The sequence below is a fragment of the Sphingobacteriaceae bacterium genome, from assembly GCA_002319075.1.
Lineage (GTDB): Bacteria > Bacteroidota > Bacteroidia > B-17B0 > Aurantibacillaceae > Aurantibacillus.
This window is the reverse complement of record NVQB01000001.1, coordinates 3,201,263-3,227,504: the sequence shown is the minus strand read 5'-3', so window position 1 is coordinate 3,227,504 and position 26,242 is coordinate 3,201,263. Positions and strand designations below refer to the sequence as shown.

Sequence of the window (26,242 nt, the reverse complement as noted above, 5' to 3'; positions counted from 1 at the left end):
AGAAAAGCTACTTATAAAGGTAGCTTTTCTGTTTGTCATTCTAGTTGTCTAACGTGGCCATAGTTGATGCATCGTACCGCGCGCCAGTATCAGTTCCCAGGGGAACAATTTCTTCCAGGCGAGCTAGCTCTTCTTTACTCAATACTATAGAGGTTGCCGCTATATTTTGTTCAATGTATTTTACACGTTTAGTTCCCGGAATTGGTAAATACCCTTTTGCAAGCACCCAGGCAATAGCTAACTGAGAAGAAGTAATGCCTTTGTCTTCTGCCATTTTATTTATTGCCTCAGACAATTCAAGGTTTTTGTAAAACTGTTCCCCCTGGAAACGGGGAATACTTCTTCTAAAATCGTTTTCCGGAAAATCTTCAGGACTTTTAATTTTCAGGTCGCTTGAAATAAATCCGCGTCCCAGGGGAGAATAAGCTACGAAGCCAATTCCTAATTCTTCCAGCGTAGTTAGAATTCCCGCTTCTTCTACCCCACGTTCGAACAAAGAATACTCTGTTTGAATGGCTGTTAGCGGGTGAATTTTATGTGCCCGCCTGATGGTTTCTGAAGAGACTTCTGAGAGTCCGATGTAACCTACTTTTCCTTCTTTCACCAATTGCCCCATAGCTTCTACGGTTTCTTCAATGGCTGTATTGGGATCCAGTCGGTGTAAATAATAAAGGTCGATAAAATCTGTTTCTAAATTCTTTAAAGAACGCTCTACTGCTTTTCTCACATAGTTTTTTTCGCCATTTATTTTCCAGGTTAAATTTCCTTCGTCGTTAATTTCATAACCGAATTTCGTAGCAATCACGTATTTCTGTCTGTTGTCTTTCATGGCCTTTGCTATCAGACGTTCATTGTGTAATGGACCATACAGATCTGCCGTATCCAAAAAATTTCCGCCCAGTTCCAAAGAACGTTGAATGGTTGCGATTGCTTCTTTCTCATCTGCCTTTCCGTAAATATCCCCTCCGGCAATTTTAGTCATTCCCATACACCCTAATCCAATTGGAACTACTTCAAGTCCCTGACTTCCTAATTTTACTTTCTTCATCTTTCTTAATTTTATTTTAACGGTACAAATTTCAGAAGAAAGAAAACACAAAAAATAACCGAAGCTCTGGTTGTTGTATCCAAAATGAAGCTTTTGGATTCATTGCTAAAAATCAATCGCTAGTTACCTGCATTTAAAAACGTTTCGATCATTAAAAAAGTCGCCTCCGGAATTTTACTTTCAGCATCCGTCGACATTGCCTCGCCAATAAAATCTCCATGGGCACCAGGCACGATAGCTACCCTGGCCTGTGGCAAAAGTTTAGCAATTTCAAAAGCATGTTCTGGTCTCACCACATCTTTGTCGCCAACGATCAGCAACACCGGTGCTTTAATAGTCTTCACATCTTCCTCATTCCAATCTTTAAATGCCAACATCCTGTTACGGTCTTTGGTGTACATATTCATCAATTTCTCCGGATCAGGATTTATTTTTGAATAAGCATCTTTGTAAACTTGCGGCAGATCCTTAAAAGTGCCCTTCTCCATAAAGCCCCAGAAAAAAGCTTGCATGCCTTCTCTTTTATAAATAGCAGAAATGGGAATTATTTTAGTTACAAGTTCCGGATGCCGCATGGCCATCTGCAGGGTTGTACTTCCGCCATTGCTGAATCCTAAAACATCTGCCTGCCTGATCTTTAAATAGTCAAGAAGTGCCGCCACATCATCGGCATCCTGCTCAAAACTTTCAGGCGCGTCGCGATCTCCGGTGTGTCCATGCGCCTGCAACTCTACAGCTATAACTTTACGCGTTTTCGCAAAAAAAGGAATGAGTTTGCTAAAACTGGTTTCGATGGTTGAACCTCCTCCATGAATTAAAACAAGAGGCTTCCCGCTACCATGAATTTCGTAATACATTTGAATTCCATTTACGGGGGCGTAACCGATTTTAACGTCAGAAGCTGATATCTTTGGTAGTGTATCCATACTGGTAATTTTTGCTGATGATAGCTTTTCGTTTTCTTCCCTGCAGCTTAAAAAAACGACTGCTACGAGTAAAAGTGTTTTCAATGATTTCATATATAATTTCTTGATTATTTTATGACCAGGATATTTTCGAGTCTCCGGAGCATCTGAATCCAGCTAGGATGCGCGCCTGTTCGTTTAGCGATCTTCTCTAACACACTTTGATGAAGCGTTACGTGAGTCTTGCCGTTTTCTTCTCTAAATAAAATATCCACACGAGTTGTCATAGGCCAATCAGGATCCATTCCCGCCGTTGCCGGATCAGTGAGATTACCCAACTCATCTGCAATACTTATATCATAGCTTATTTTTTTATTTTTTACAATCTCTTTGTATACACCAACGCACCAACAGTCTCCAAATTTCGGGTCACTAATACAAGAGTGAAATCTACCGCCTACAGTTACATCGATAAACTTATAACTAATGTTACATCCGTTAGGAGCATACCAACGCTCCAGATATGCCGGATCAGTAAAAGCTCTAAATACCAGTTCTACCGGCGCATTGAAGGCATGCTCAATAAACACCTCGTTTGCATTGTTACTTGACGGATTATTTTCTCGCTCCATTTTTTCTTGTTTTACTCACCTTTTTGGGCGATTTGGTTTGAAGTTCATCGAGTAATTTTTCCAGGGCATTAAACCTTCCTGCCCACAGTTTTTTAGAATGCGCGACCCATTCCTGCACTTCACTGAGTTGCTCCAGTCTTGCTTCACAGTAGCGTTCTCTTCCTTTTTTTGTAATCATTATCAGACCACATTCATTCAGAATCTTTATGTGCAAGGATACTGCCTGACGCGTAACATCAAACTGATCAGCTATGGCATTCAAATTCTGAGGCCGCCGGGCAACGATAGTTATAATCTCCCTTCTCGTGGGGTCCGCGATCGCCTGAAAAACATCTCTTCTAATTTCCATATTAATATGCAATCATCTGCTTGCAAATATACAAGCAAGCAGATGATTGCGCAAATTTAATTTAGTGTCAGGGTGTAATTAATTCACTATCAGTAAATAAATCTTAGAGCATTAGCTTAATTAAAAAAGCATTTTTATCCTAATAACCTTTCTTCACACTTGTGTATTCTTTATCTGAGTAAATTTACCGCACAAAATAAATTATGGAAAATCTAAAAGGAAAAACAGCCCTCATAACCGGCGCTGGTAAAGGAATCGGAAAAGCTATTGCTTTAGCTTTTGCCAAAGAGGGAATTAATCTTGCGCTCACAGCCCGCACCGCTAAAGACTTAGCCCTGGTGGTTGCTGAAGCAAAAAAAATAAATTCGGAAATAAAAATTTCTTATATCACTTCGGATGTCAGCGATAACAATTCTGTTATTTCCGCCGTTGACGCTCTAAAATATGAACTAGGACAAATTGATATCCTCATTAACAACGCCGGTATTGGAAAATTCGGAGGGTTTATGGACCTTACCATAGATGAGTGGGAAAGTATGATCAAAACAAATTTACTGGGCGCTTATTATGTGATTCGCGCTGTGCTGCCTGATATGAAAACCAGGAAGAGCGGAGATATTGTAAATATTTCGTCAACAGCGGGATTAAAAGGTGCAGCTATGACAAGCGCTTACAGTGCTTCTAAATTCGGGCTTATCGGCCTTTCTGAATCTTTGATGCAGGAAGTACGCAAAGACAATATCCGTGTATTTACCATGACCCCAAGTACCACAGCTACCGAAATGGCGGTGAATTTAAAATTGACAGATGGTAACCCCGAAAAAGTAATGCAGGCAGAAGATCTTGCTGAAATTATCGTTTCGAATTTAAAACTGTCAAGAAGAGTTTTGGTGAAGGACATTAGCATTTTTTCCAATAACCCTTAATGGTTTAGAAAATAAAAACCTTTGTTTGAAACCCTTTTATTAATTTTAAAAGGGTTTCATCTTTTATAAAAAAACTGTTTATGTCGAAAAAAGCTATTATTGCAGGCGCCACGGGTCTTATCGGAGCTCACCTCCTGCGAATTTTATTGGAAGCGCCTGAATATAGCGAAGTGCTGATTTTAGTCCGAAAACCGATCGCACTTAAACACCCCAAATTAAAACAACATGTTTTAAATTTTGACAAGCTTCACGATTACACAAACCTGATAAAGGGTGATGTATTATTTAGCTGTCTTGGAACGACCAGAAAAAAAACGCCTGACAGAAAAGACTACTATAAAATTGACCACGATTACCCGGTGATTTTAGGAGAAATTGCCAAACAAAATTCCATTCCGCAGTACCATCTTATTTCAGCCATAGGAGCAGATCCTAACTCTGCTATTTTTTATTCGCGCATGAAGGGAGAAACGGAAAGAGATCTCGCAAAATTAAATCTGCCTGTCTTATTTATTTACCAACCCAGCATGCTTGCCGGAAACCGTGAAGAACATAGAGTCTTGGAGAGATCTTTGATTTTGGTTTGGAGAGTTTTGAATCCTCTGCTAATTGGAAGTTTGAAAAAATACCGCAGCATTAACGCAGAAACACTTGCCTTAGCGCTTTATAAAAATTCTCTTCAAGAGAAAAAAGCGAGCAATGTTTTTACCTACAAAGAAATACAGGAACTCCTAACTACTTAAGGAATTATAAATTTATTTGTGAAGCGCTGTCCCTGTTTTGAATAGGCTGTGATGACATAAATTCCCGGGGTCCATTCGGCAGTGGAAAGTGATTTGACAGTAAAAGACTTATCACTTTGGTAAATAAGCTTTCCTTCTACCGTTACAATTTTCGCACTTTCTATCTCCTCTGGTGAGGAGACGGTTAAAATATCTTTCGCCACATAAAAACGAATAGTGGTAATTTTTGATTCGTTTTTCAAAGAAACAATTCCCGCGAGCTCATAAGCTCCTGCATCAAGCGCACCATTAGCCATACGAGTATTCTGTGCTGCAGGATGGGCATATTCGAACAAGGGGCTTAACGCAAAGCCATTGCTGGCATTTCCCGCATTTACGCCAACGTTTATGGCGGCACTGCCTGCTATTAAATGGTAATCATATCCTGCTAAATTAAGAAAGCCAGCCGAAGCGCCCGCCAGTTTTTTATTACCTGCCGTATCAACGGTGATAAGGTTTCCGGTAAACAAAGTTCCATTACCGGCAAAAATATTATTGTACGACTTAAATAAAGCTGTTCCGGTTTGTATGTTTAAAAAGGTACCATTGCTTCTTTCATTCACCAATGTGTTGTTTATCAAATACAAATTGTGAGGACCTGCACTTGTTAATGCTTCCACGCCATAAGATATCAAATTGGAATTGGTCGAATTTACTCCCTTCTGTACCACGTTTCCCATAATGATTGCCAGGCCACCGTTGGGTACATCTATGTTATAACTTCCTGTTCCTGTTGTTTCATTGCTGAAGCGGTTATATAAAATATAATTGACAACTGCCCTGGTTTTTAATTCATGCCCCACTTTACTATGATGAGAATAGTTGTAACGGAAGAGCAAAGTATCGACTGCTCCAATGTAGACATTGTGAGTGTAGCCGTCACCCGATCCGTTCAAATTAAATTCGCAATATTCTATGGTTATTTTACTTGCAAGCACTGCAGCCGACAAAATCCCGTTTTGATTGTCGTGAAAATAACAGTGACGAAGACTCACATTTTTACCTTCCTGTCGTATACCCGCGCCATTTGCGGAAGTAGAAGCAGCCTGTGAGAATTCCACATACTCAATAGTGATATTATTGCCCTGAATTACCCAAATAGCCTTGTCGCCAAAGCTTGACCCATTAGCTTTTAAATGCGCCATACCATTTATACCCCGAAGTAATAAATTATTGTCAGTCCAGGCACACACATCAGACACGTATACTCCAGCATCGATATCCACAGTATCGCCGCTATTTACAAGAGCAGCAACCTTACTGGGTACAGTATAAGTTCTGGTTGGTCCCACTTTCCAGACAGTAGCCTGCACGGAGCTAATGAATGTAAGCATCAGGGTAAGAAATAAAAGTCTCATAGGTTCAGTTTAAGAAAGATTTACTCTTCTCCCGCAAAAACGCTGCCATGTTGAAGAGGCCTTTCTGTAAGTTGCCACAGTAAGTTTTTTTAACCTTACAGGCGTTAATTTAACAAACCGAGATTTACTGAAGATGGCAATCTTTTAAATTAGAACGTTGATTCTCAAAGTCAGCACAGAATTTTGCATAGTATTTACTTCCAATTTTTGTTGTTCTGGCTTTATCAATGATAGTATCCTGGTTAGCGGGTATTGTTGTACAAACGCAGGTATAGTTCTTTTGACAGGAACTTAAAACTATGAAAACCAAACATGCGTAAATTAGTTTCAAGATCAGGAAATTAGGGTTTTGTACTTATTCAAAAAGGAATTAAACCATTTTGTTTTTAAGAGTAATTTTTCAAACAAGAGTAATCCTGTTAAAGCGCAGGCAATGCCTGCCAAAACATCAAGTACATAATGATGTCCGGTGTAAACCGCCGAAAACCAGGTTCCCATCATAAAAACTGCGAAAAAAACAGTTATAGGTCCAAGCTTATTTTTTAATCCGAAAAACAAAACTACAATCGGATAGGCTGAATGCAGGGAGGGCATTGCGGCAAACACATTGGAACTCTTAGCATACAGTCCGTGAAATAATTTAATGCCGAAAAAATCATCAAACCTTGCAAGGCCGGCAGTATTGCCGGGGGTATTAAAATGTACCTCAAATCCATACTCTTTCACATACCAGGGCGGAGCAGCCGGAAAAGCATAATAAACTACAAATCCCAATAGATTTACAAAAAGAAAAGCGAGAGCAAATTGTAAAAACTGCATCCTGTTTTTCCGGAATAAATAAAAAGCAAAGATCAAAGGAATGGGCATCCAGTTAATGTAGAAGAACCCTGTTAGTACATCTAAAAAAGTAATAGAATACTTTTGTGCATATTCATTAGGCGTTAAAACAGTTCCGTGGTCGTTTATTCCAAAAAAAGATTTTTCGCTTTGATAAAGATCTTTGATATGAATGTCGTTCACCAAATAGTTTGGAAAGAGTTTCATACTATCGAAGATGATCCAGAACACAATAAAAATAAGAAAGCCAAGAATAAACTTGCGGGTAGATGCTGTTAGATAATAAAGCAGATTAAAAACGGCTGCTAAAAAAAGCTGGTCGATTTTAAAGCCTATAAACCGGGCAGACAGCGCCAGGTACAAAACGGTGATGAAACTAACCAGTATACTATTACTCAAACGTTTGTATTCCATGATCAGGGAATGATTTTTTCTATTATTTTTTTTCCAGTCATACTGTCTTTTCCTGTAAGCTCCACGTAAGTGATATGCGGAACCCAAAAAGTGCCGCCGTCTATTTTCGCGAAAGCTTTGAAGAGGTAAACAAGTTTATTATCCATCATTACATAAGCGTGGTACTGTTTGTCCACTTCCGATCGCATCAGATAAATTGTCCGCTTTTTATATGAGACAAGATTGAGTTTGAATGTTTTTTTTGTAGCGTCAGTCATTTGTGACTCAATACCGTAAGCGTAATTTCTCTGTATATAAGACAAGGGAGCGACTTCGCCTTTGTCTGAATACCTGATCCAAAAGATTTTTACTGGTTCCTTCTCGTTGATCGTGCTATCCGCATTATAATTCAAAGTATACATAATGGTGTTTTTATTATGCGTACGCTGAATGTAAAAAAGTAAGTCCTTTGTTATTTTGGGAACGGGAAAAGTATCAGAGATATTCACAATTTTTTGACTTTGAGCATAACTTTGAAAGCTCAAAAGAAAAACAAAAAAAACAGCCAGCACTCTCATTTCTCTAAAGCTTTTTTACAGTCGTTTAAACGTTTAACCGCCGTAATGTTTGATAAGATCGCTACCAGTGTTATCGGAATCGTAAACACAGACATGCTTTCAAAAACATGAAAACTCATGCCTCCAATAAATAATTTATAATCACCACCGATGTAATGCGCTACAATTCCACAGGCTAAAGCTGAAACGCCAATGGTAATAACCCTTTCCGGTCTTTGCATTAAACCACCTTTACACTCAATCCCTAATCCTTCGGCGCGCGCTCTTGTATAGCTAACCATCATTGAACCTATGAGCGCCAGAAAAGCAAAAAGAGAACTCAAAAAATAATGGTGAGCCACCAGGTAATAACAAATGCCTAGGAACATAATCAACTCACTGTAACGATCCAACACCGAATCGAACAAAGCCCCGAATTTGCTCGACATATTTCCAAGCCTGGCAACCTGACCGTCGAGCATATCGAATAAGCCGGCGAACAGAATCGTGGCGCCGGCCCAGCCAACATAAGAAAGGTCGTTGCGGTTTCCGTCTTCAGCACCCAGTATAAAAATAATAGCAACACCAATATTTAATACAAAACCCGTTAATGTTACCAGGTTTGGAGTAAATCCTATTTTGATTAAAAATTTTACAAAGGGATTTATGACAACATAAATTCCTTTTTGAAGTTTGTCTCTTACTGACATGTGTTCTCGCATTGCTGTGTTACTAATTGTTGTTCCCATAATTCTAAAAATCAAATTTAAACCGGAGCCTGAGCCCTAATTGTGAAATACCAGGATGATCGAGGTAAGTGAATCTTTTTACTAAATCGATCCTAAAAAACTTAAAAATATTTGCTATAGCCACACTGCCCTCTATATAAGGTTGTTTGGTGAGACTGTAGGTGATTGGTGTGCCATCATCGCTTACCGGGAATCTATAAAGGTCGTTTGTTAGCGAAGGCAGATTACTCGTGGAAATTCGTCCATATAAAACTTTTAATGTTACCGCTTCCCTCCATTTTAAACGTCGGAGTAAAGGTATTTTATTAAAGAAAAACCCATTAAAACAATGATCTATATTCACACTCGCATATTCATCGCTTACAAACTCAAGAAAATTCATGAGGTTGTAAGATTGTAATTGGTAAGCATAGGATTGATTTGCCCGGTGAATTGTCAATAAAGGAAAAGGAACAGTGCCAATTATTTTCCCGCCTTCAAGAACCACATCCGTGTAACCCAGTTGTGAAAAATAAAAGCGCTTTGAAACATTTAACGAAATATTTTGGTAGTCGTATTGTCCACCCAAAAAACCTTTCATGCCTTTTATATAACGCAAAGTAAAAATTGGGTTTTTATACGAAACCGGGATTCTATATGTTTTCCCTTGATAAAATTGCTCGTTAGGCGCCCAACGCAATGTTAACGATGCTTCAGAGCTTTGCAGATTTTTGAGATCTAAAGCTGTGTTTGTGTAATCACTCGTATTGTAATGCAAAGTACCGGCCGCTTGCTGGATCCAGTTTTTATACCCTACACTAAAAGAAAAATGATTTTTAAACTCGTTTAGATACTCAACATTAAAAATAGTATTGTAAAGCCATTTAGTATTACTTCCCCGCTTAAAGGCCAATAAAATGTTATCCTCCTGCACAAATTGTAATTCTTGCCCGGGAATTTTTGTTTCCTGCTGATAACTTACTTTTACTGACCTTACCGGAAATTCATAAATACTTTTCTTTGTTAAAGAATAAGTGCTTCCAAAATAATATTTCCATTTCTCATCCTTAAAACCATAGGCACCATACGCTTCAAAATTTATCTTTTTACTAAAGGTTGTGGTAGTGCGTCCTCCAAACCGGAGCCGGAATCCTTCCACGGGATTAAAACTATAAAAGGTGCTCACAGGTCCCATATCAAAATAGGGAGTAATTGTTTTGTAACCTGCTACTAATAAAACTATAACATCCAGAGAACGCTTAAATGCCGGTACTTTTTTTATACTGTCAATTGTTGCATAAACTCCCGCTTCCGATTTCGATAATTCTTCATGTCGGTTTTTAGTCCAGTACTCATTCGTTTGAAAATTAGCGCTGTCTAAAACAGTTACTGCCTCACCCTTATAAAAATCTTCTTCCTTCTTAACATTGACTAGAAAATCTCTGTAAAAGGCGGTCCGTTGTCCGTAAAACCCCATCTTTCCCTGCGTCAGGCCAAAGTCGGCAGAGAACTCATCTTTTACAAGGGTATATCCCTGCCCCTCCATTTTTTCAAAGTCCTGCGTAATTTTTAATTCTTTTACCCAGTTCAGGTTGATGTCTTTATTGACACCCATATCAATTTTTGCAACCGCATAATTGCTATCGAGTGTTACATACATAAATCCCTGGAATAAAAAATCAGAATGATTTCTTGGAACAAACTCCAGTTTTATAAAACGAGATTTATTTTCTTCTACAGTATCGGCAATAAAGAACTTATAAAAGGCAGGAGATAAATTAGCAATAGGACTTATAAATTGATTGGTAAGGAGTGTAATAGTGTTATCGTAAATATTAATATCCTGGTAAAGATATTTCATGTAAGCTTCCAGGCCTTGGTTATCAACATACCCTTCAAAGGCAACCATTTTATTTGCTTTAACAATTTCCTTTTTCGTCTTCGGCGATCTCCGGTAATTAATTTCCGATAATGATTCTTTTAAATAGACCGGCAGTACCGGCTTTCCTTCGAGCTTGGTTGTATCTAAATTTTCAAAAACAAATTGAAATTTCTTAAAAACTTTTTTGTTCTGAAATTTTTCGGTGACATTACTTAAAGCAAACTGAATCTTTTCATACTTCTCGTATTCGTAAAAATCAAAACCTTCTTTACGATTACTCTCTTTATGATCTATCACCTTGCGAATGAGTTCCACTGCCGGATTATTTTTATTTCTGTATTTGCTTTTCTGAGACTTTACTGTTACTTCATTCAGTACTTTCGCTTCCTGAATTAACTTCACAGCGATGGTTTGCACTTTGCCAGGAAATACTTCCCTGCTGGTAGGTTTGTATCCCATCGTTATAAGTTTCAATTTGGTGTATTCGCCTTCTGTCTTAATTGTAAACTCCCCCTTTTCATCTGTTTGGGTAGACACACTGGACTCATCAAAAAAAACCGTTACAAAAGGCAAAGCTTCATTTGTTTTAGCGTCTGTTACCTTTCCTCTAACAACTGTGGTTTGAGCCGGAAGCAGAGCACTTAAAAAAAAGAAAATGATAAGAAGAAAATTACTAAAACCTGGCTTTTTCATTTCACAAATACAAAATTCTTCTGCAACAAATAATTAAAACTCAGGCCCACAATAATTGCAACCATTATTTTTGAGAAAATATAACTCACTTTAAAAACCTGCGTCATAAGATAAACTCCGCTTACGTTTAACAATACACTTCCCATCCATACCAAACTATATTTTAAGCTCTGTTGTTTTACCGGCTGCTCTATCAAGTCGAAAGCCCAGTAACGGTTCACCAAAAAATTTGTCAATGCGCCCCCAATAGCACCAACAAAAACCGCTAAAGTATAATGCCACTCCAGAATTTCGACAAGGCATATCATTACCAAAAAATCGACCCCGGTTGCGATTAATGCGGAAAACTGTGCTTTTAAAAAGGTCTTCATAAGTAGCTGTAGTAAAAATAAACGAGTACCTGCAGAACAAGGTTGCTGTATATGCCAGCGCCAAGATCATCCAGCATAACGCCCCAACCGCCTTTAAAATTCTCAAGCCTTCGGATATAAAGTGGTTTTGCTATATCAAAAAAACGAAACAAAATAAATCCGGTTATCAAAGTAAAAAAGTTGATTGGAAGAAGGAGAACAGTGACAGCCATGCCGAGTACTTCATCAATAACCACACGTTTATTATCCTTCCCCCAACTTTTTTCAACTTTCCCTGATACAAATACACCTGTAATGAAAACAACAGCGATAAAAAATAAGAGCAGGCTATGGGAATAAAAATTAAATTTTACGACCAAATGCAACAGTACACACAAAAACAACGCTGCAACCGTGCCTGCTCCCTTACCGATGTATCCTACACCAAAGAAAGTCGCTATGAACTTATAAAACCACATTACATCATTTCCACTAATTCCTGGTAATAATCCAATCCTAAATGTGTGATCAGATCTTCACCCATCATATGGCGTAAAGTATTTTGTAATTTGATTAATTGTTTGAAGATATCGTGCTCCGGTTTTAACCCTTCAGCAGTTTGCGGAGATTTCAGGTAAAAGGATAACCACTCCTGGATGCCGCTCATTTCAGCGCGTTTAGCAAGGTCACTGAATAAAGCCAGGTCTAAAACAATGGGTGCTGCTAAAATAGAATCGCGGCAAAGGAAATTAATTTTTATCTGCATCGGATATCCCATCCATCCGAAAATATCAATATTGTCCCAGCTTTCTTTATTATCGCCACGTGGAGGATAATAATTGATTCTCACTTTATGGTACATGTCACCATATAGAACAGGGTTTGACTCTGGTTGAAAAATTTCGTCCAATACACTTAATTTGGAAACCTCTTTCGTTTTAAAATTTTCAGGATCATCCAAAACATGTCCATCACGATTTCCTAAAATGTTTGTAGAGAACCAACCGTTAACGCCTAATGCACGTGCATGCAAACCTGGAGCTACAATCGTTTTCATTAATGTTTGACCCGTTTTAAAATCTTTACCGGCAATAGGAGTTTTTGTTTCCTTAGCCAATTCAATTAATGCGGGAATATCCACTGTTAAATTTGGCGCACCATTTACAAAAGGAACCCCTAATTTTAAAGCGGCATAAGCGTAGATCATGCTTGGTGGAATTCTATCGTCGTTGTTTTTTAAAGCGATCTCGAATTGCTCAAGACTCTGGTGAATATCTGATTGCTCAATATATTTTTCTGTGGAGGCACACCAAACAATTACAACGCGCTCACACTCATTCTCTGCTTTAAAGCGCTCGATATCACCCATTAATTGATAGGCAAGATCCATTTTTGTCGGACCTGATTTTACATTCGTTCCCGAAATGTTTTTTACATAGTCCTGGTTAAACACAGCGGGCATTGGTTTTATTTTTTCCAATTCCGCTCTCAATTCCCATAACTGGTGAGGTTCAAGAACTTTTGCATTCATTGCCGCTTCAAAAACATTGTCTTCGTAAATATCCCAGCCACCAAAAACGATATCAGTCAATTTAGCCAAAGGCACAAAATCCTTTATCAGTGGATTCCGCTCTTCTGTCCTTTTGCCTAAACGAATCGTGCTCATCTGAGTGAGAGAGCCAATGGGTTGTGATTTTCCTTTTTTAATTGCTTCTACTCCTGCTATAAGTGTTGTAGCCACAGCACCCAAGCCTGGCATTAAAAGAGCTAATTTGCCTTTGGCAGGACTTGGTTTTTTAATTGCATCCATTTTATTTGTTTTAAATTATTAATTGTTGTTTTAAATCCAGTTGTGTTGTTTGTACCAGCGCGCGGTTTCTTTGATGCCTTCTTCAAGAGAATAAACGGGTGTGTAATTTAATTCCTTAAAAGTGTCAGCCACATTGCAGTTCCAGCTTTGCGCGGTGAGTTCTTTGTATTTTTCAAGAGTGAGAGGACTTTGTTTTCCAAACGCAGAAGAAATGTTTTCTGCAAAAAAAGAAATTCCTTTCACCAGGGTAAGTGGCAATTTTACGTTCAGAACTTTTTTATCAATAAACCGTGCTATTGCTGTCGCGAAATCTGCCTTGTCATAGATCTGAGTATCTGTAATAAAATAAGTTTTATTCATTTGCTCAGAAACTACAGCTGCGAGAATGAGTTCAGCCAGATCCTTTACATAAATGAAAGTCAACTGTTGTTTATTAAATCCTAAAGAAGGATTGATTCCCCGATTTACGATTTTAAAAACCGATAACAGATCTTTTTCTCCCGGCCCATACACCGCTGTTGGCCGGAGTATGAGGTAAGGAATTGTTTCAAAAGATCGCACGATGCGTTCTGCCTGTAATTTACTTTTACCGTACTGTGTTATTGGTTGATCATGGTCTTTCTCAATCAATTTTCCGAAATTCTCCGGTCCGCTGGCGGCGAGACTACTTATAAAAATAAATTTCTTTAATTTGAGCCGGGCCTGTTCAATCGCAGCAAGAATATGTAAAGTACTTTTAGCATTGCTGTCAAAAAATTCTTTTTCCGATCTCGCTTTTGTCAGTGCGGCCGCGTGAATAATATAATCCACGGTTAAACCCAAACCCGTTAATTCTAAAAAAACCTTCAGGATACTTTTTGTACTGGACAGATCGGCGTATAAAATATTTGCCCCTAAATTTTTGATAAATGTCACATCACTTGTTTTACGAACAAGCGCATGTACGGCAAAACCTTTTTCGATGGAAAGCTTTACCAGGTGCTGGCCAATGAAGCCAGTTGCTCCGGTAATCAATATGGTAGGTTTGTTTTGCATTAATTCAAATTCAGGGTGTAAAGACGATGTGTCTTATAAATCTTACTGCCAATATTCTGAAGCTCACGATTCATCATCTCGTTATTCTCTAAGATCCACGAAGCCTCGCCGCCCCTGAAACCTTTTTTGATGATACTTTCATTTATCTTTGTATAAAAACAGGCCTCAATTCCCTGCATTCTGTAAGCATCAAGCACCCCAAGGGTTATAACCCTCACACTGTTTATCTTTGATTTATTTAAAAGCAGTTTAAAAATGCCAGAGGGCAATAATCTTCCACGCTTTACATTCTTTTGAACTTCATTGATGTTTGGAAGGGCTAAAGAGAATCCAATGACTTCGTTATTTTTTTCAGCGATATGTACAAAGTCTTTGTCAAGAATAAGTTTCATGTCTTTTGCCACATACTCAAACTCTTCATCTGTAAAGGGTACAAATCCCCAATTCTTGTCCCAGGCCTCGTTGTAAATCCGTTTGATACTTTTCACTTCCTCTTTAAAGTTTTTCAAATTGACTGTACGAATAGTAATTCCATTTTTATTCAGGCGCTGTTCGATATTTTTCGCCAGTGTTAAAACGCGTTTAGGAATTGTATCGCTGTTGAACCAATAAGAAAAAAGGTCCATGCGTTTTTCAAATCCATACATTTCTATAAAAGACTGGTAGTAAGATTTATTATAGGTCATCATCACCTGTGGAGGTAAATCAAATCCTTCAATTAAAAGTCCGCAAGGATCGTTCGTAGAAAAATTAACCGGGCCTAAAATGCCGTCGAGTCCCTTCTCATTTAACCATGCCACAGCGTTATCCAGCAAAACTTTTGCGACATTGTAATTTTCAACACAATCAAAGAAGCCGAAAAAACCACTGTTATCTTTTGTAAATGCAATATGATTTTTATTGTGAATAGCAGCCACTCTGCCAACGACAATAGAATCAATCTTTGCTAAAAATAATTGAAGATCTATATGCTTCGAAGACGGATGTTTTCCCGGGGTCAGCATATCCCGCTGTGCAATAAATAATTCTGGCACATAATTTTTATCGCCGGCATAAAGTTCATGCGGAAAATCGATAAAGGCTTTTAAGTCGTCTTTCGAAGACACTTTGCTGATTTGAATCATGACAGTGGGTTTAAAGTGAAACCAATTGTTTGATGTTAAGTTGTTTTGCCACCTTATCTATTTTTTCGAGAGCAAATTCAATTTGTTGTTTGGTGTGAGTGGCCATTAAAGAAAAACGGATCAAACTTGAATCTGACTTCACTGCCGGAGTTACTACCGGGTTTACAAACACTTGCTCATCCAACAACATTTTCGTCATCTGGTAAGTTTTCAAGTCATCTCTCACGTAAATTGGAATGATGGGTGTTTGTGTAGGACCTACTTCAAAGCCCAGGTCTTTTAATCCTTTTAAAGCATAGTTTGTATTGTCCCAAAGTGTTTCAATCCTCCAGGGTTCATTTTGAATAATATCCAGGGCAGCTGAGGCACTTGCTACAGAGGCTGGTGTAGCACTCGCGCTAAAAATAAGAGAGCGTGCATTGTGTTTTAAATACTCGATCACGTCAGAATCAGCGGCTACAAAACCCCCGAGCGAGGCCAGAGATTTGCTGAAGGTTCCCACTATGATATCTGTTTTATCTGTCAGACCGAAATGATCTGCGGTTCCTCTCCCCGCATTTCCAAGCACTCCAAGAGAATGCGCATCATCCACAACAATCATGGCCTGGTATTTTTCGCAGAGATCAACAATCCCCGGTAAGTTCGCGATATCACCCTCCATACTAAATACACCATCTACAACAATCATCTTTACGGCATCTAAAGGCAAAGCGGATAACACTTTTTCAAGACTGTCCATATCATTGTGTTTAAACTTCAGCACTTTCGAAAACGATAAACGTGTGCCTTCGTAAATGGAAGCGTGATCTGCCTCATCGATAATGATATAATCGTGTCGCCCTGTTAATGAAGCAACCACGCCTAAATTGGTTTGATAGCCCGTACTGAAAACCAGTGCCGATTGTTTGTTCAGATATTTTGCAAGCTTCTCTTCCAAAGCCAAATGAATATCCAGCGTGCCGTTTAAAAAGCGCGAACCTGCGCATCCAGTACCGTATTTATCGATGGCAATCTTGGCCTGTTCTTTAATATAGGGATGGTTGGTAAGACCCATGTAACTGTTTGAACCGAACATTAAAATGTCTTTCCCGCCAATCTTAACGATGGTGTCCTGATCAGAAGAAATAGGACGGAAATAAGGATAAATCCCTGCTTCGCGCGCATCCCCTGCCCTTTTGTCTGCCTGTAATTTGTGTTGTGTGAATAAACTCTTCATGGTAATTTACTTAGCTTGTGATTGTAATTAGTCGCAGTCTTCATTTAATGTAACCGGACTGCATTCTTTTTTTATGATGTCCAGCACTTTGGTGCAAGCAGCCAGATCTTCTTTTTTAATTTTTTTCATAAACTCCTTTTCTATTTTTTCGAACGAAGCAATCGCATCATTGGCGATCCGGATTCCTTCCTGTGTAACTTCAATCATGTTTTTCCTTCTATCTCCTGCTACAGGAATGCGCTTCACAAAATATTTTTTCTCAAGAATATCTATCGTTCTAAGAATACCAGACTTATTTTTCTGAACAAGATTTGCCAGGTCATTCTGAATAATTTTCTTTTCAGGATGAGACGCTACCATCATAAGAATACGCATCTGCTCGAAGGTGATATTTGCCCCGGTCGCTAAAAAGTGGCTGTTGATGCTGTTTGTAAGCAATCTTCCTGTGTAAACTATGGAAGCGCCTAAGTGATGTTTTGCCTTTGAGATCATTTTACTTCATCTAATTGCTTAATCAACAATTGATGATGCAAAGATCAGGTAGTGTACAGTTGATACAAAGGTCTAATGTTCGGGGGAATTGGTCAAAAGTGCGTTTCTCGAAATTTTACTACGCAAACTTTTCACGCGATGGTCTACAGACCTTTATTTAAAGAGCTTGCAGAGGTTCTGCAAAATCTGATTTTATTTTTTATAAAAACTATTTTAGCTTTTATTATCATTTGACCCAAATAATTTTCATTGAAAAAATAAAAATTTATATAAATGGCCGGCACTTTTTAAGGGACAAAAATTATTTTTTATCTAAACTAATTTATGATTGCGGTATTGCGATGGGGATAAACCCAAATGTCTTTTAAAAAATTTTCCTAAAAACGATTGATCTGAAAAGTGCAAAGCATCTGCTATTTGAGCAATACTCAATCTCGGATTATTTAATAACACTTTAGCTTCGTACATCACCTTCTCATCAATCAGCGCACTGGCCGACTCACCTGTTATTTCATGCACAATTTCGGTAAGGTATTTTGGTGTAATAGAAAGTCGGTCTGCATAAAACTTTACCGAGCGGTTCTCTTTAAAATGTGCATCTACGAGGCTGCCAAATTGCATAACAAGATCCTGTTTGCGCGACACTTTGTGGGCAAGATTACTCACATTGTTTTTTATAACTATTCCCGCCATTTCTGATAAAAAAATGCGAAAAGTATATTTCACAAGATCTTCCCCGAAAGGATGATCGTGAATAGAATCATTTTTTTCTTTAAGATCTTCGATAATTTTCTTGAGTGTATTTACTTCCTTATCCTTCAAAGTAAGCGAACCATCTGCGGCGCGGGAATAAAAATCGATCATTTCCATATCCTTCTTATCGATCCCAATCTGCAATAAAAATTTTGTCGTGAAAATAACTTTATAAAGTTCCACATCCTCTGTTGCATTTACCAGCTGCTTAAGCGTGTTAGGCAGAAGAAAGACCATGGTGTTTTTCGTAAAACGCTGCTCCTTTAAGTTGAGCTTCAGGCTAACACTTCCGTTTAATAAAATCACCACCGAAAAAAAATCAGAGCGGCTCTCATCATAGATATTAAAGTGCTTGGGAGGCATGGCACAAGTGCCTACATGCAATTCAAAAATCTTTTTATCGGGTTCAATATCTGAAAACTTTTGTTGCGCGGGAGTGCTTGTATTAGTCATGACAAAAAAGAATATGTCCTTAATTTTTGGTAAAACTAAGGAAACTTTAATTGTATTGCAAGTTTCCTAAACTTTTTCTTAACTATTTAGTGATTTTGCTGTAAGATTATCATTCGTTAGCAATTTAAAAATCCCGCATCAACCGCAGTGCTGATATCTCAGAAATACCAGCAGGATAGTGCGAGTAAGCGCATACAAAGCCATCATTTAGAATCCATGTAATTTTTATGAACTCTGATCTTAACTTCCATATCTGTTTTTCGTAGTGTAAACAGGATAGATTCAAAGATCTGTCCTCTTGAATTTTTTTTAACTTTACTTTGTATCAAGGAACGCTTACACGGATCAAAATTGGAATTTGCAGCGTTTGGTTGGCAGTTAGCGGCAACCCATCGACATATATGGAAACTGAAAAAAAATTCATCACTAAGACAGGCTTCTGTCATGTTTTCCCCGACAGAATTGTGCTTACGAGAGACGGCATTATGGGTAGCGTAGCAAAGGTGATAGTTGGTAATAACATTCAAAAGATACTTTTAATTTATGGAGGAATAGCTTGTTTCCTTTTTTATAGCTCTTATGACCTCTATGTAAACGGACAAACAGGCAAGGCTATATTTTTCGGACTTATATCCGTGTATTTAATTTATGGAATTATAAATAGTTTAAACAATTCCGCGACTCCAATTATTGACAGAAATAAAATTAAAGACGTGAAATTAAAAAAGGCAATTCCAGGCTTGACGCGTTCACGGTTCGAAATTAAATTTGAGGACGAAGACGGCAAAATAAAAAGACGACTTATAATACTTTCAGGATTAAGAATTGGTGGAACAAGTGAAACTGAAAAAGCAATTAAAATAATGCGAGAAGAAAATTTGCTTAAAACACCGGACTTTTAGTATTGTGTGACAGCCAGACAGCTAACACAGGGCCCAGCGGCAGCCGGAGCATTAGTACATGCAAAAGCAATTATAGGGGCAGGCGCTTTTTGTCTTGCTTTTGCTCTGTTTATTATTAACTTCATGTTGAACATTGTAACTTTTAGCATCTGCGAAATCGTTTTTATCCCGGCGCCTAGCTGCGGTCAGATACATCTTGACAAAAAATCCTATATATAAGTATGGACATCGACTTCGTGAAATTAATGACAACTAAAAGTGATGAAGGTCTTCAAGTTTATATCGCTCAGAGACGTAAATACAACCCTGAAGCAGTGTATGCGGCTATTAACGAATTTAAAAAACGTGGTAAAACCTTTACAGACGTTGAAATCGAACAAATAAAGTCTGACCTTGAAGATGAAAGAAAGAAGAGTATCAAAAGGATAGAGGAATCTGATTCGAATGACAGCTTTGATTTGTTTGATTCAATTGAACATGTAAGACCAAAGTCAAATTCGTATGGAGATACCTATACTCCAAATCATATTCCAACTGGTGAAAGAATTAAATGTCTTTTTTTCTCAATAGGATTACTCGCCTATGGCACATTTGGCTTGTATATAGACGACCTTTATATCCCAGGTAAACGTTCCAGAGGCCTACACTTTCATGGCATACCATGTTGGATAATGTATTTTGCCTTCCTTTTCGCATCTATTACATTAATCTCTGTTGTTATTGACCATTACGACAAACGAAATAACGAAACCAACTATCAAAAGTTTACATTGGCAACAAGACGAATTGGATGGGCCCTTTTCTTCGTTGCGATTATCCTTGATCTGTTTGTTTACCATCAAGCGACTAGACATTAAAAATTGCTACTAACAGCCAAGCGCTCATCGCGTCTGAAGGACGAAGGACGAAGGATGAAACCTCAGTAAACCTTCCACTTCAAGTGTACCAAATTTATTTCTTTAAAAATTGCAAAGTGTTTTCTTCGCTACTTTTTAAAGAAAACTAGTCTCTGAAAAATGAGTATTGCAAGATTAGGTTAACTTTAATTAAACTGCTCATTTTAATTCTATTCAGTTGGCTCAGCTTGGTTTATTTTTCTATTTTTATGTAAATTGTAAAACCCTATTTTTAGCTGTTTGACGTTACCAATAAGTGCAACCGACGGCAGTAAGAACCTAAAACGATGCAAGACCTACTATTTGACTTTATCTCAAAATACGTTTCTCTGACAGATGATGAGAAGAACGCATTACTTTCGTTAGACCTGTTTCACTCGGTAAAGAAAGGCACTACTTTGCTCAAAGAAGGACAAAGTTCGAAAGAAAGCTATTTTGTTTTAAATGGCTGCATTCGGACTTATTACATAATAGACGGAGAGGAAAAAACAACCGCTTTCTACACAGAAATGGACGCCTTAACACCTCATTGTGTTATCAATAAAGCTCCTTCTGAATATTTTATTAGTTGTGTTGAAGACAGTATTCTTACAATTTCAAATTCGGATATGGAAGAAGAAATAAACAGCAAATTTCCAAAGTTTGACATAATTTGTAGAAAATTCTCGGAAGAATTATTAGCCAAACAACAACTAGACTTTGATGAGTTTAAGACCTCTTCACCTGAACAACGTTACCTGAATTTACTACAAAAAAGACCCGACCTTCTTCAACGTGTTCCACAACACCAATTAGCGAGTTTTCTAGGCATTAAGCCTCAGTCATTGAGCAGATTAAGAACACGGATTCTTGAAAAAAGCAAACAGTAACTTTCATTTCTTAACTTAAGTGAAGGGCCCATTGTAACCCGCCAATCTACTTTTGCCGCATCATCTAAAATTAAAAAAGATATGCAAAAGAAAAATTTATGGATTGCACTCGCTATTCTGTTAGCCAGCAGTTTTCAGTTGAATGCGCAGAACACTAAAAAAGACAGTACTTATAGAAAGTGGTTTATTGGGAGTACCTTATTGCTATTAGGAAATTTTGATAAAACAAACAATCCCGAGTATATACAATTAAATGCCGGTTATAGGATAACACCTAAAGATGTTGTTCAACTCAGATTTAAAAGATCAATTTATTCCTGGCCAATAGGTATCCCTTTTGGGCCTTCATTTGATGCGCCAGGACTAAACTATCCGGGACATGCACGCATCCTCGCTCCTCAAATAGGATACCAGAGGTTTTGGTGGAAAGGAGTTTATACATCCCTCTATGCATTAAATGCTTTTGAAAAATATATGGATGAGAATAATAAAAAGATTGGAAATGGATACACATTGTATCTGGACTTCTATTTAGGTTACCAGTTTAAGTTTTTTAAAGACCGCTTCTTTTTTGAACCAGCTATTGGATGCAGTTATTGGCCTCTGAGAACTAATGTACCTGAATCTTTTAAAAAACTAGACAATAAATGGCCTAATTACTTCATTCAACCCGGGCTTGATTTTGGATTTAAATTCTAAAAATACAGTAATTGAATGAACGCGATTATTGCGCGGAATATGCATCGCCTGAAGTTTTGCAAATTCAGGAGCGTGTTAAGCCGATACCAGAAATCGATATACGTTAACGCCGAAATAGGCGTCAGATTAGGGCGTCCATTTAAAAGAAACTTTTTTGTTCCCGGTTTTTGTGATGATTAAACATGCTAGATCTCATTTGACTTTGTCACCTGAAACACTTGGAGAATTTCTTAAAGAAATAAAATGGGTTGACCCAAACTCTCACACTTCCAAGTATTTTAATTCTGACCAGGCGCCTTTACGAATCACAATGACAATTTTGATATTCTTGTTGCGACTAAAATCTTAAAAAACATAAGAACGAGATTTTCTTAAACTACTGCCCAAAGTGCGGACTACTAGCCCGCACCCCACTGGCTAAATAGTGCCGTTGTGGAAACGACTGGCACAACATGAACAATTCTGTTGACCACGCCAGCAGCTAACACCTGGCTCTTAAGTCTTTTGCATAAAGATATCCGGTTGCGCAATGGCGATCAAAGTTTTGCCGCTTGCATTTTTATTCTATTTCCATTGTAAATGTTCCCGACTACGCACGAACAATCATTAAACATTAAAAACTAAAGATCTGTTCGTTAGAAACCGAAGAGATGTGTTTCATCTTATTTTCTCTGTAGTCTTTATAAAGACGGCGAATATCCTCTTGCGTATCACCAATGAATGGTCCGTAAGAAACAATCTGGTCACCTGTTGGTTCACCGGCATATAAAATAACGCGGGCGCCTTTTTCCCCTCCATTTAAAATCAACTCGCTTGTTCCTTGCGTGGAAAAAGTATTTAGCCAACCCGTTTGCGATTCCTTTAAAAGTTTATTTTCCTCTCCTACTTTCAAACTTCCATCAATCACATATAAAAAAGCATTGTAAGAAGCAGGTAGTTCTTTCAGCAGAGTACTTCCGGCATCCAGGTGAATATCGGCCAAAATAAAATTCGCATAATTTTTAACCGGAGAAGTAAGTCCTGCAAACGAACCGCTGTAAAGTCGGATCTTAGTTCCGTTTTCATCTAAAAAAGGTGCTCTTTCAAACGAAAGATCCTGAACACGTGGCGTTGTCCACCTGTCTTTTTTTGGAAGACTGATCCACAATTGCAATAAACGCATTTTCTTTTTTGTGTCGATTGTTTCTGAATGCACTATGCCACTACCGGCCGTCATTAATTGCAGATCGCCATCTTTCAGCATGTGACGCGAATCACCCATAGTGCCTTCTAATAAAAGTGAAACGGTTTCAAATCCTGCATGTGGGTGCGGACCGCCGGCGGGTTCACCATCCTGTTTATCTAACATGTCATCCATTAATAAAATAAAAGGATCACTTTGCGCGAAATTTCCATTGAGCACGGCGCGTGCTGTATGTCCCTTGCCGAGGAAACCCGGTTCTGCGGCAGGAGATTCTATACTGATTAATTTTCTTTTCATTGTTTGTCCATTCTACAGAGATTAAATGCTCCCTGGTTATTTGGTTCATCAAAGTTAGCGCTTCCGAAGCACTGTTAGAAGATGGTATACTTTGAGATACCCGCGCAAATACCGCAAAGACAGCTAAATTGCGTTAAAACAGGAGAATGAAAAATGGGAATGCAGAGAAGTATTTTTAAGCTTAAAGTTATTTAGCCGCTCTTTTTTTTAAGAGGGCATTTCCATCACTGATGAATTTAATTTGTTCTTTACCGGGTTCAGCCTGAGGATAGCCCAAACTGCCCAACGCTTCTATGTCAAAACCCTGCACATCTTTTTTCTTATGTAAAAAAAACATCCATACGGTAGGATATCCCTGTACCTGGAAGGTTTGCTGCAAACTCGCATTTTGCTGCGTTAACTCCGGACTCAATGTCTTGCCACGCGGAAAATCCAATTCAACCAACACCACATTTTCCTTTGCCCATTTAATAAATTCAGGCTTCGCAAAAACGTTTGCCTGCAATCTGTGACACCACACACACCAGTCGCTTCCAGTAAAAAAAGCAAACAAAGGTTTATTGCTTGCTACCGAAATTTCATTTGCCTTCATTAGGTCTGTATACCAGGTCAGACCCGCTTTAGAAGTATCGTGCTGCGCGTTAAGGTTAAAAGCCAAAAGAAAAACCGAAAAAAAACTTACTATTTTTTGCATGTGTGTTACGAATAAAAGCGTGTATTTAAAAGTAAGAAATACTTCTTAAAAACACTCCAGACAGGTGTAAAAACTTGTTAAGTTAAACACCAATTGCGTATCGGCACACCCTGTTAAATGTTTTTTCTAATTCTGCTTAAAGAAGATTGTGTTATCCCTAAGTAGGAAGCGAGGTAAGAAAGTGGTATGCGATTAGCAAGTGAAGGAAATTTTACAAGAAAAGAAAGGTAACGTTCCTTTGCATCTTCTGTCATCATGTGACTGATTTTGTTCACTTTTTCAGCTAATGCTTTCGCGGTAATTTTTGCAATGATTGTATCCCATTCTATAATGGTCATCGAAAGCTCCTCCATCACCTCTTTTGAAAAAGAAAGATAGGCACAATCCGTAATCGCCTGTACATATTCCGTGGAAGGAATGTTTTGATTGTAGCTGTTAATGTCTGCTACAAAATTATCTTCTTCCATAAAATACTTGGTCACCTCGTCGCCCTTGTTGTTATAATAGCAAACCCGCATAATTCCTTCGGTTAGAAAAATAACCTCCCTGGGAATTTTTCCAGCTTCGTGGTAGTAGGCGTCCTTTTTTATTTCTTTGCTTACCACTTTGCTTTTAATGAAGTCTACCTGTTGTTGGTTCAGATTCCCAAAGCGTAACAAATAATTGATTAATTTTTCCATACTTGTTATTTCATTTGACTCATCAGCAACTTGTCGAACATTTTATCGGATAACAATTTCCGCATAAACAACATAGGCTTTGCCATGGCGCCGCCAACATACCGCGTTTTGGGATTTTTTGCTTCAATGCCTTTTTGTATAAGTTTTGCTATCACCAGAGGTTCAACAGCATTTTTTGCCATCTCAGCATACAGTTTATCCATGCTTCTACTAAGATTTTTATAAACTGTGTTTCCCGAAACCCGCAGCATATCTTTTGATCCAATATCTATCATTTCTGACTTAGTGCCACCCGGCTCAATAACAATCACGTCAATTCCAAGATCCCTTACTTCATTACGAAGACAATCACTCATTCCTTCTATAGCAAATTTACTGGCGTGGTACCATGAACCCAAAGGTAATCCAACTTTGCCACCTACAGAAGATATATTCACTATTTTTCCATACCTCTTCTTTCTCATGCCTGGCAAGACAAGCTGTATCAAACGCGCAACACCAAAAAGATTTATCTCCATTTGATTTCTTGCCTCTTGCATGGGCACATCTTCTAATGCACCATAAGAACCGAGGCCCGCACAATTGACAAGTATATCAATCCCGCCGACCTCGGAGCTAATTTGATCTACACACGCTGTAAGGTTTTCGTCGTTGGTTACGTCCAACGCAATCGTTCTTACGCCGTGCGAATTTAAGTCCCGCATTTTTTCTACCCGGCGCGCAACACCGTAAACCTTGTAACCGTTTTGCGCCAAATGAATTGCCGTTGCTTTACCTATGCCTGCCGAAGCTCCTGTTACTAAAACTGTTTTTGCCATCCTTTAATTCTTAAAATTATTCATGAGACAAAGTTGCTTCAATAAAAAATATTAGCATTTGCCATTTGGCAAAAAAATCATTACGAGCACCTAAAAATTGCTGGAAATTGAAATTTAAGCATCAGAGCGTTTTCACGCCACCGTCCATAACCAATTCCGAACCTAGCATATATTTAGAGCTATCTGAAGCCAGGTAAAGAAATCCTTCTGCTACTTCCCGAGAGGCGCCTAAACGTTTTGCCGGAATAATTGTAGTCATGTAATCCTTGATCCCATTTACAACTTCTGTTGACGCTCCACTTCTTCCGAAGAATGGTGTATCAATAGCTCCGGGAGACAATACGTTCACACGAATACTCCTAGGCAGCAATTCGGTAGAAAAAGTTCTTGCCAAAGATCTCACTGCTGCTTTCGTCGCAGAGTAGGCTGCACCATTTGCAAAACCTTTTTCATTCACGGCGCTCGAAGTTAAAACTATAGATGCGCCATCATTTAAATACGGTAAAGCTAGCTGAACAGAAAAGAAAACCCCTTTAAAATTGACAGCGCTAGTCTGATCGAATTGTTCTTCTGTAAAATCTACCAAAGGAATTTGATGCGCCATACCAGCATTTACAATAAGCACATCTATTTTACCAAATTTACTTTGTACCTCTTCGTATGCTCTTGTAATATTCTTTAACTCCAATACGTCACTCGGAATTCCAATTGCATCATGTCCGATGATTTTTACAGCTTCTTCAATAGAGGTTTTGTTTCGCCCTGTTATAGCCACTTTGGCGCCTTGCTCGGCGAATAAGATTGCTGTTGACAGGCCAATGCCACTATTACCTCCGGTAATTACCGCCACTTTATTTTTTAATTTTTGCATTTTTATATAT

30 protein-coding genes are annotated in these 26,242 nt (G+C 38.3%); 7 read left to right on the top strand and 23 right to left on the bottom strand.

Annotated features, from left to right (window positions below; genetic code table 11):
* Positions 1-40 precede the first annotated feature (40 nt).
* The 4 genes from CNR22_13935 to CNR22_13920 form a co-directional block, all read right to left on the bottom strand.
* On the bottom strand, positions 41-1,048 hold the full coding sequence (locus CNR22_13935; GenBank protein ID PBQ32825.1) for an aldo/keto reductase: 1,008 nt from the start codon (positions 1,046-1,048) through the stop codon (positions 41-43).
* 119 nt (positions 1,049-1,167) lie between these two features.
* Positions 1,168-1,974, bottom strand: coding sequence for an alpha/beta hydrolase (locus CNR22_13930; protein PBQ34908.1), 807 nt, complete (start codon positions 1,972-1,974; stop codon positions 1,168-1,170).
* 107 nt (positions 1,975-2,081) lie between these two features.
* Entirely contained in the window at positions 2,082-2,585 is a 504-nt protein-coding gene (locus CNR22_13925) for an ATPase (GenBank protein PBQ32824.1), read from the bottom strand.
* Positions 2,569-2,934, bottom strand: coding sequence for a transcriptional regulator (locus CNR22_13920; protein ID PBQ32823.1), 366 nt, complete (start codon positions 2,932-2,934; stop codon positions 2,569-2,571). Before CNR22_13920 ends, CNR22_13925 begins: the two co-directional genes overlap by 17 nt.
* Before the next feature lie 203 nt (positions 2,935-3,137).
* On the opposite strand from CNR22_13920, the gene CNR22_13915 reads away from it, so the two are divergent.
* Together CNR22_13915 and CNR22_13910 are read left to right on the top strand one after the other, a co-directional pair.
* Positions 3,138-3,860, top strand: coding sequence for a 3-ketoacyl-ACP reductase (locus CNR22_13915; protein PBQ32822.1), 723 nt, complete (start codon positions 3,138-3,140; stop codon positions 3,858-3,860).
* 80 nt (positions 3,861-3,940) lie between these two features.
* On the top strand, positions 3,941-4,603 hold the full coding sequence (locus CNR22_13910; protein ID PBQ32821.1) for a nucleoside-diphosphate sugar epimerase: 663 nt from the start codon (positions 3,941-3,943) through the stop codon (positions 4,601-4,603).
* Here CNR22_13910 and CNR22_13905 read toward each other — a convergent pair.
* From CNR22_13905 to CNR22_13840, 14 genes are all read right to left on the bottom strand, one after another.
* The gene (locus CNR22_13905; protein ID PBQ32820.1) at positions 4,600-6,000 is read right to left on the bottom strand and encodes a hypothetical protein; all 1,401 of its coding nucleotides are present in this window, start codon (positions 5,998-6,000) and stop codon (positions 4,600-4,602) included. The two genes, CNR22_13910 and CNR22_13905, sit on opposite strands and share 4 nt — an antisense overlap.
* Before the next feature lie 124 nt (positions 6,001-6,124).
* A complete protein-coding gene (locus CNR22_13900) occupies positions 6,125-6,331 on the bottom strand; it encodes a hypothetical protein (GenBank protein ID PBQ32819.1) in 207 nt (68 codons plus the stop codon).
* A gap of 2 nt (positions 6,332-6,333) precedes the next feature.
* Complete coding sequence (locus tag CNR22_13895) at positions 6,334-7,251, bottom strand: PA-phosphatase (protein ID PBQ32818.1); 918 nt, start codon at positions 7,249-7,251, stop codon at positions 6,334-6,336.
* A 2-nt stretch (positions 7,252-7,253) separates the two neighbouring features.
* A complete protein-coding gene (locus CNR22_13890) occupies positions 7,254-7,808 on the bottom strand; it encodes a DUF4833 domain-containing protein (GenBank protein ID PBQ32817.1) in 555 nt (184 codons plus the stop codon).
* Complete coding sequence (locus CNR22_13885) at positions 7,805-8,509, bottom strand: CDP-diacylglycerol--inositol 3-phosphatidyltransferase (protein ID PBQ34907.1); 705 nt, start codon at positions 8,507-8,509, stop codon at positions 7,805-7,807. Before CNR22_13885 ends, CNR22_13890 begins: the two co-directional genes overlap by 4 nt.
* A gap of 31 nt (positions 8,510-8,540) precedes the next feature.
* The gene (locus CNR22_13880) at positions 8,541-11,090 is read right to left on the bottom strand and encodes a hypothetical protein (GenBank protein PBQ32816.1); all 2,550 of its coding nucleotides are present in this window, start codon (positions 11,088-11,090) and stop codon (positions 8,541-8,543) included.
* A complete protein-coding gene (locus tag CNR22_13875; protein ID PBQ32815.1) occupies positions 11,087-11,461 on the bottom strand; it encodes a GtrA family protein in 375 nt (124 codons plus the stop codon). The genes CNR22_13880 and CNR22_13875 overlap by 4 nt, the downstream gene beginning before the upstream one ends.
* Positions 11,458-11,919 (bottom strand): phosphatidylglycerophosphatase A, encoded by a 462-nt coding sequence (locus tag CNR22_13870; GenBank protein PBQ32814.1) that lies wholly within the window; start codon positions 11,917-11,919, stop codon positions 11,458-11,460. The genes CNR22_13875 and CNR22_13870 overlap by 4 nt, the downstream gene beginning before the upstream one ends.
* Complete coding sequence (locus tag CNR22_13865) at positions 11,919-13,250, bottom strand: inositol-3-phosphate synthase (protein ID PBQ32813.1); 1,332 nt, start codon at positions 13,248-13,250, stop codon at positions 11,919-11,921. The genes CNR22_13870 and CNR22_13865 overlap by 1 nt, the downstream gene beginning before the upstream one ends.
* Before the next feature lie 30 nt (positions 13,251-13,280).
* On the bottom strand, positions 13,281-14,285 hold the full coding sequence (locus tag CNR22_13860) for a UDP-glucose 4-epimerase (GenBank protein ID PBQ32812.1): 1,005 nt from the start codon (positions 14,283-14,285) through the stop codon (positions 13,281-13,283).
* Positions 14,285-15,409, bottom strand: a complete 1,125-nt coding sequence (locus CNR22_13855; protein PBQ32811.1) for a hypothetical protein — start codon at positions 15,407-15,409, stop codon at positions 14,285-14,287. The genes CNR22_13860 and CNR22_13855 overlap by 1 nt, the downstream gene beginning before the upstream one ends.
* A 10-nt stretch (positions 15,410-15,419) precedes the next feature.
* Positions 15,420-16,625: an 8-amino-7-oxononanoate synthase gene (locus CNR22_13850; protein ID PBQ32810.1), complete on the bottom strand. Its 1,206-nt coding sequence runs from the start codon at positions 16,623-16,625 to the stop codon at positions 15,420-15,422.
* Between the two features lie 27 nt (positions 16,626-16,652).
* On the bottom strand, positions 16,653-17,117 hold the full coding sequence (locus CNR22_13845; protein PBQ32809.1) for a hypothetical protein: 465 nt from the start codon (positions 17,115-17,117) through the stop codon (positions 16,653-16,655).
* A 312-nt stretch (positions 17,118-17,429) separates the two neighbouring features.
* The gene (locus CNR22_13840; GenBank protein PBQ32808.1) at positions 17,430-18,323 is read right to left on the bottom strand and encodes a hypothetical protein; all 894 of its coding nucleotides are present in this window, start codon (positions 18,321-18,323) and stop codon (positions 17,430-17,432) included.
* A gap of 401 nt (positions 18,324-18,724) precedes the next feature.
* Here CNR22_13840 and CNR22_13835 point away from each other — a divergent pair, with 401 nt between their 5' ends.
* From CNR22_13835 to CNR22_13815, 5 genes are all read left to right on the top strand, one after another.
* Positions 18,725-19,225 (top strand): phosphoribosylaminoimidazolesuccinocarboxamide synthase, encoded by a 501-nt coding sequence (locus tag CNR22_13835; GenBank protein ID PBQ34906.1) that lies wholly within the window; start codon positions 18,725-18,727, stop codon positions 19,223-19,225.
* 6 nt (positions 19,226-19,231) lie between these two features.
* Entirely contained in the window at positions 19,232-19,444 is a 213-nt protein-coding gene (locus CNR22_13830; GenBank protein PBQ32807.1) for a hypothetical protein, read from the top strand.
* A gap of 251 nt (positions 19,445-19,695) precedes the next feature.
* A complete protein-coding gene (locus CNR22_13825) occupies positions 19,696-20,082 on the top strand; it encodes a hypothetical protein (protein PBQ34905.1) in 387 nt (128 codons plus the stop codon).
* Between the two features lie 326 nt (positions 20,083-20,408).
* Positions 20,409-20,990, top strand: a complete 582-nt coding sequence (locus tag CNR22_13820) for a cyclic nucleotide-binding protein (protein PBQ32806.1) — start codon at positions 20,409-20,411, stop codon at positions 20,988-20,990.
* Between the two features lie 81 nt (positions 20,991-21,071).
* Entirely contained in the window at positions 21,072-21,689 is a 618-nt protein-coding gene (locus tag CNR22_13815) for a hypothetical protein (protein PBQ32805.1), read from the top strand.
* 613 nt (positions 21,690-22,302) lie between these two features.
* Here CNR22_13815 and CNR22_13810 read toward each other — a convergent pair.
* From CNR22_13810 to CNR22_13790, 5 genes are all read right to left on the bottom strand, one after another.
* Complete coding sequence (locus tag CNR22_13810) at positions 22,303-23,169, bottom strand: pimeloyl-CoA dehydrogenase (protein PBQ32804.1); 867 nt, start codon at positions 23,167-23,169, stop codon at positions 22,303-22,305.
* A gap of 187 nt (positions 23,170-23,356) precedes the next feature.
* Positions 23,357-23,863 (bottom strand): thioredoxin family protein, encoded by a 507-nt coding sequence (locus tag CNR22_13805; GenBank protein ID PBQ32803.1) that lies wholly within the window; start codon positions 23,861-23,863, stop codon positions 23,357-23,359.
* A gap of 113 nt (positions 23,864-23,976) precedes the next feature.
* On the bottom strand, positions 23,977-24,543 hold the full coding sequence (locus CNR22_13800) for a cyclic nucleotide-binding protein (protein PBQ32802.1): 567 nt from the start codon (positions 24,541-24,543) through the stop codon (positions 23,977-23,979).
* 5 nt (positions 24,544-24,548) lie between these two features.
* Positions 24,549-25,361 (bottom strand): short-chain dehydrogenase/reductase, encoded by an 813-nt coding sequence (locus tag CNR22_13795; protein PBQ32801.1) that lies wholly within the window; start codon positions 25,359-25,361, stop codon positions 24,549-24,551.
* A gap of 121 nt (positions 25,362-25,482) precedes the next feature.
* Positions 25,483-26,232, bottom strand: coding sequence for a short-chain dehydrogenase (locus tag CNR22_13790; protein ID PBQ32800.1), 750 nt, complete (start codon positions 26,230-26,232; stop codon positions 25,483-25,485).
* Positions 26,233-26,242 lie beyond the last annotated feature (10 nt).

What these genes read in the sequence shown, in the direction of transcription:
- CNR22_13935 (PBQ32825.1), bottom strand. Translation starts at nt 1,048, where the DNA reads ATGAAGAAAGTAAAATTAGGAAGTCAGGGACTTGAAGTAGTTCCAATT.
- CNR22_13930 (PBQ34908.1), bottom strand. Translation starts at nt 1,974, where the DNA reads ATGGATACACTACCAAAGATATCAGCTTCTGACGTTAAAATCGGTTAC.
- CNR22_13925 (PBQ32824.1), bottom strand. Translation starts at nt 2,585, where the DNA reads ATGGAGCGAGAAAATAATCCGTCAAGTAACAATGCAAACGAGGTGTTT.
- CNR22_13920 (PBQ32823.1), bottom strand. Translation starts at nt 2,934, where the DNA reads ATGGAAATTAGAAGAGATGTTTTTCAGGCGATCGCGGACCCCACGAGA.
- CNR22_13915 (PBQ32822.1), top strand. Translation starts at nt 3,138, where the DNA reads ATGGAAAATCTAAAAGGAAAAACAGCCCTCATAACCGGCGCTGGTAAA.
- CNR22_13910 (PBQ32821.1), top strand. Translation starts at nt 3,941, where the DNA reads ATGTCGAAAAAAGCTATTATTGCAGGCGCCACGGGTCTTATCGGAGCT.
- CNR22_13905 (PBQ32820.1), bottom strand. Translation starts at nt 6,000, where the DNA reads ATGAGACTTTTATTTCTTACCCTGATGCTTACATTCATTAGCTCCGTG.
- CNR22_13895 (PBQ32818.1), bottom strand. Translation starts at nt 7,251, where the DNA reads ATGGAATACAAACGTTTGAGTAATAGTATACTGGTTAGTTTCATCACC.
- CNR22_13890 (PBQ32817.1), bottom strand. Translation starts at nt 7,808, where the DNA reads ATGAGAGTGCTGGCTGTTTTTTTTGTTTTTCTTTTGAGCTTTCAAAGT.
- CNR22_13885 (PBQ34907.1), bottom strand. Translation starts at nt 8,509, where the DNA reads ATGCGAGAACACATGTCAGTAAGAGACAAACTTCAAAAAGGAATTTAT.
- CNR22_13880 (PBQ32816.1), bottom strand. Translation starts at nt 11,090, where the DNA reads ATGAAAAAGCCAGGTTTTAGTAATTTTCTTCTTATCATTTTCTTTTTT.
- CNR22_13875 (PBQ32815.1), bottom strand. Translation starts at nt 11,461, where the DNA reads ATGAAGACCTTTTTAAAAGCACAGTTTTCCGCATTAATCGCAACCGGG.
- CNR22_13870 (PBQ32814.1), bottom strand. Translation starts at nt 11,919, where the DNA reads ATGTGGTTTTATAAGTTCATAGCGACTTTCTTTGGTGTAGGATACATC.
- CNR22_13865 (PBQ32813.1), bottom strand. Translation starts at nt 13,250, where the DNA reads ATGGATGCAATTAAAAAACCAAGTCCTGCCAAAGGCAAATTAGCTCTT.
- CNR22_13860 (PBQ32812.1), bottom strand. Translation starts at nt 14,285, where the DNA reads ATGCAAAACAAACCTACCATATTGATTACCGGAGCAACTGGCTTCATT.
- CNR22_13855 (PBQ32811.1), bottom strand. Translation starts at nt 15,409, where the DNA reads ATGATTCAAATCAGCAAAGTGTCTTCGAAAGACGACTTAAAAGCCTTT.
- CNR22_13850 (PBQ32810.1), bottom strand. Translation starts at nt 16,625, where the DNA reads ATGAAGAGTTTATTCACACAACACAAATTACAGGCAGACAAAAGGGCA.
- CNR22_13845 (PBQ32809.1), bottom strand. Translation starts at nt 17,117, where the DNA reads ATGATCTCAAAGGCAAAACATCACTTAGGCGCTTCCATAGTTTACACA.
- CNR22_13840 (PBQ32808.1), bottom strand. Translation starts at nt 18,323, where the DNA reads ATGACTAATACAAGCACTCCCGCGCAACAAAAGTTTTCAGATATTGAA.
- CNR22_13835 (PBQ34906.1), top strand. Translation starts at nt 18,725, where the DNA reads ATGGAAACTGAAAAAAAATTCATCACTAAGACAGGCTTCTGTCATGTT.
- CNR22_13820 (PBQ32806.1), top strand. Translation starts at nt 20,409, where the DNA reads ATGCAAGACCTACTATTTGACTTTATCTCAAAATACGTTTCTCTGACA.
- CNR22_13815 (PBQ32805.1), top strand. Translation starts at nt 21,072, where the DNA reads ATGCAAAAGAAAAATTTATGGATTGCACTCGCTATTCTGTTAGCCAGC.
- CNR22_13810 (PBQ32804.1), bottom strand. Translation starts at nt 23,169, where the DNA reads ATGAAAAGAAAATTAATCAGTATAGAATCTCCTGCCGCAGAACCGGGT.
- CNR22_13805 (PBQ32803.1), bottom strand. Translation starts at nt 23,863, where the DNA reads ATGCAAAAAATAGTAAGTTTTTTTTCGGTTTTTCTTTTGGCTTTTAAC.
- CNR22_13800 (PBQ32802.1), bottom strand. Translation starts at nt 24,543, where the DNA reads ATGGAAAAATTAATCAATTATTTGTTACGCTTTGGGAATCTGAACCAA.
- CNR22_13795 (PBQ32801.1), bottom strand. Translation starts at nt 25,361, where the DNA reads ATGGCAAAAACAGTTTTAGTAACAGGAGCTTCGGCAGGCATAGGTAAA.
- CNR22_13790 (PBQ32800.1), bottom strand. Translation starts at nt 26,232, where the DNA reads ATGCAAAAATTAAAAAATAAAGTGGCGGTAATTACCGGAGGTAATAGT.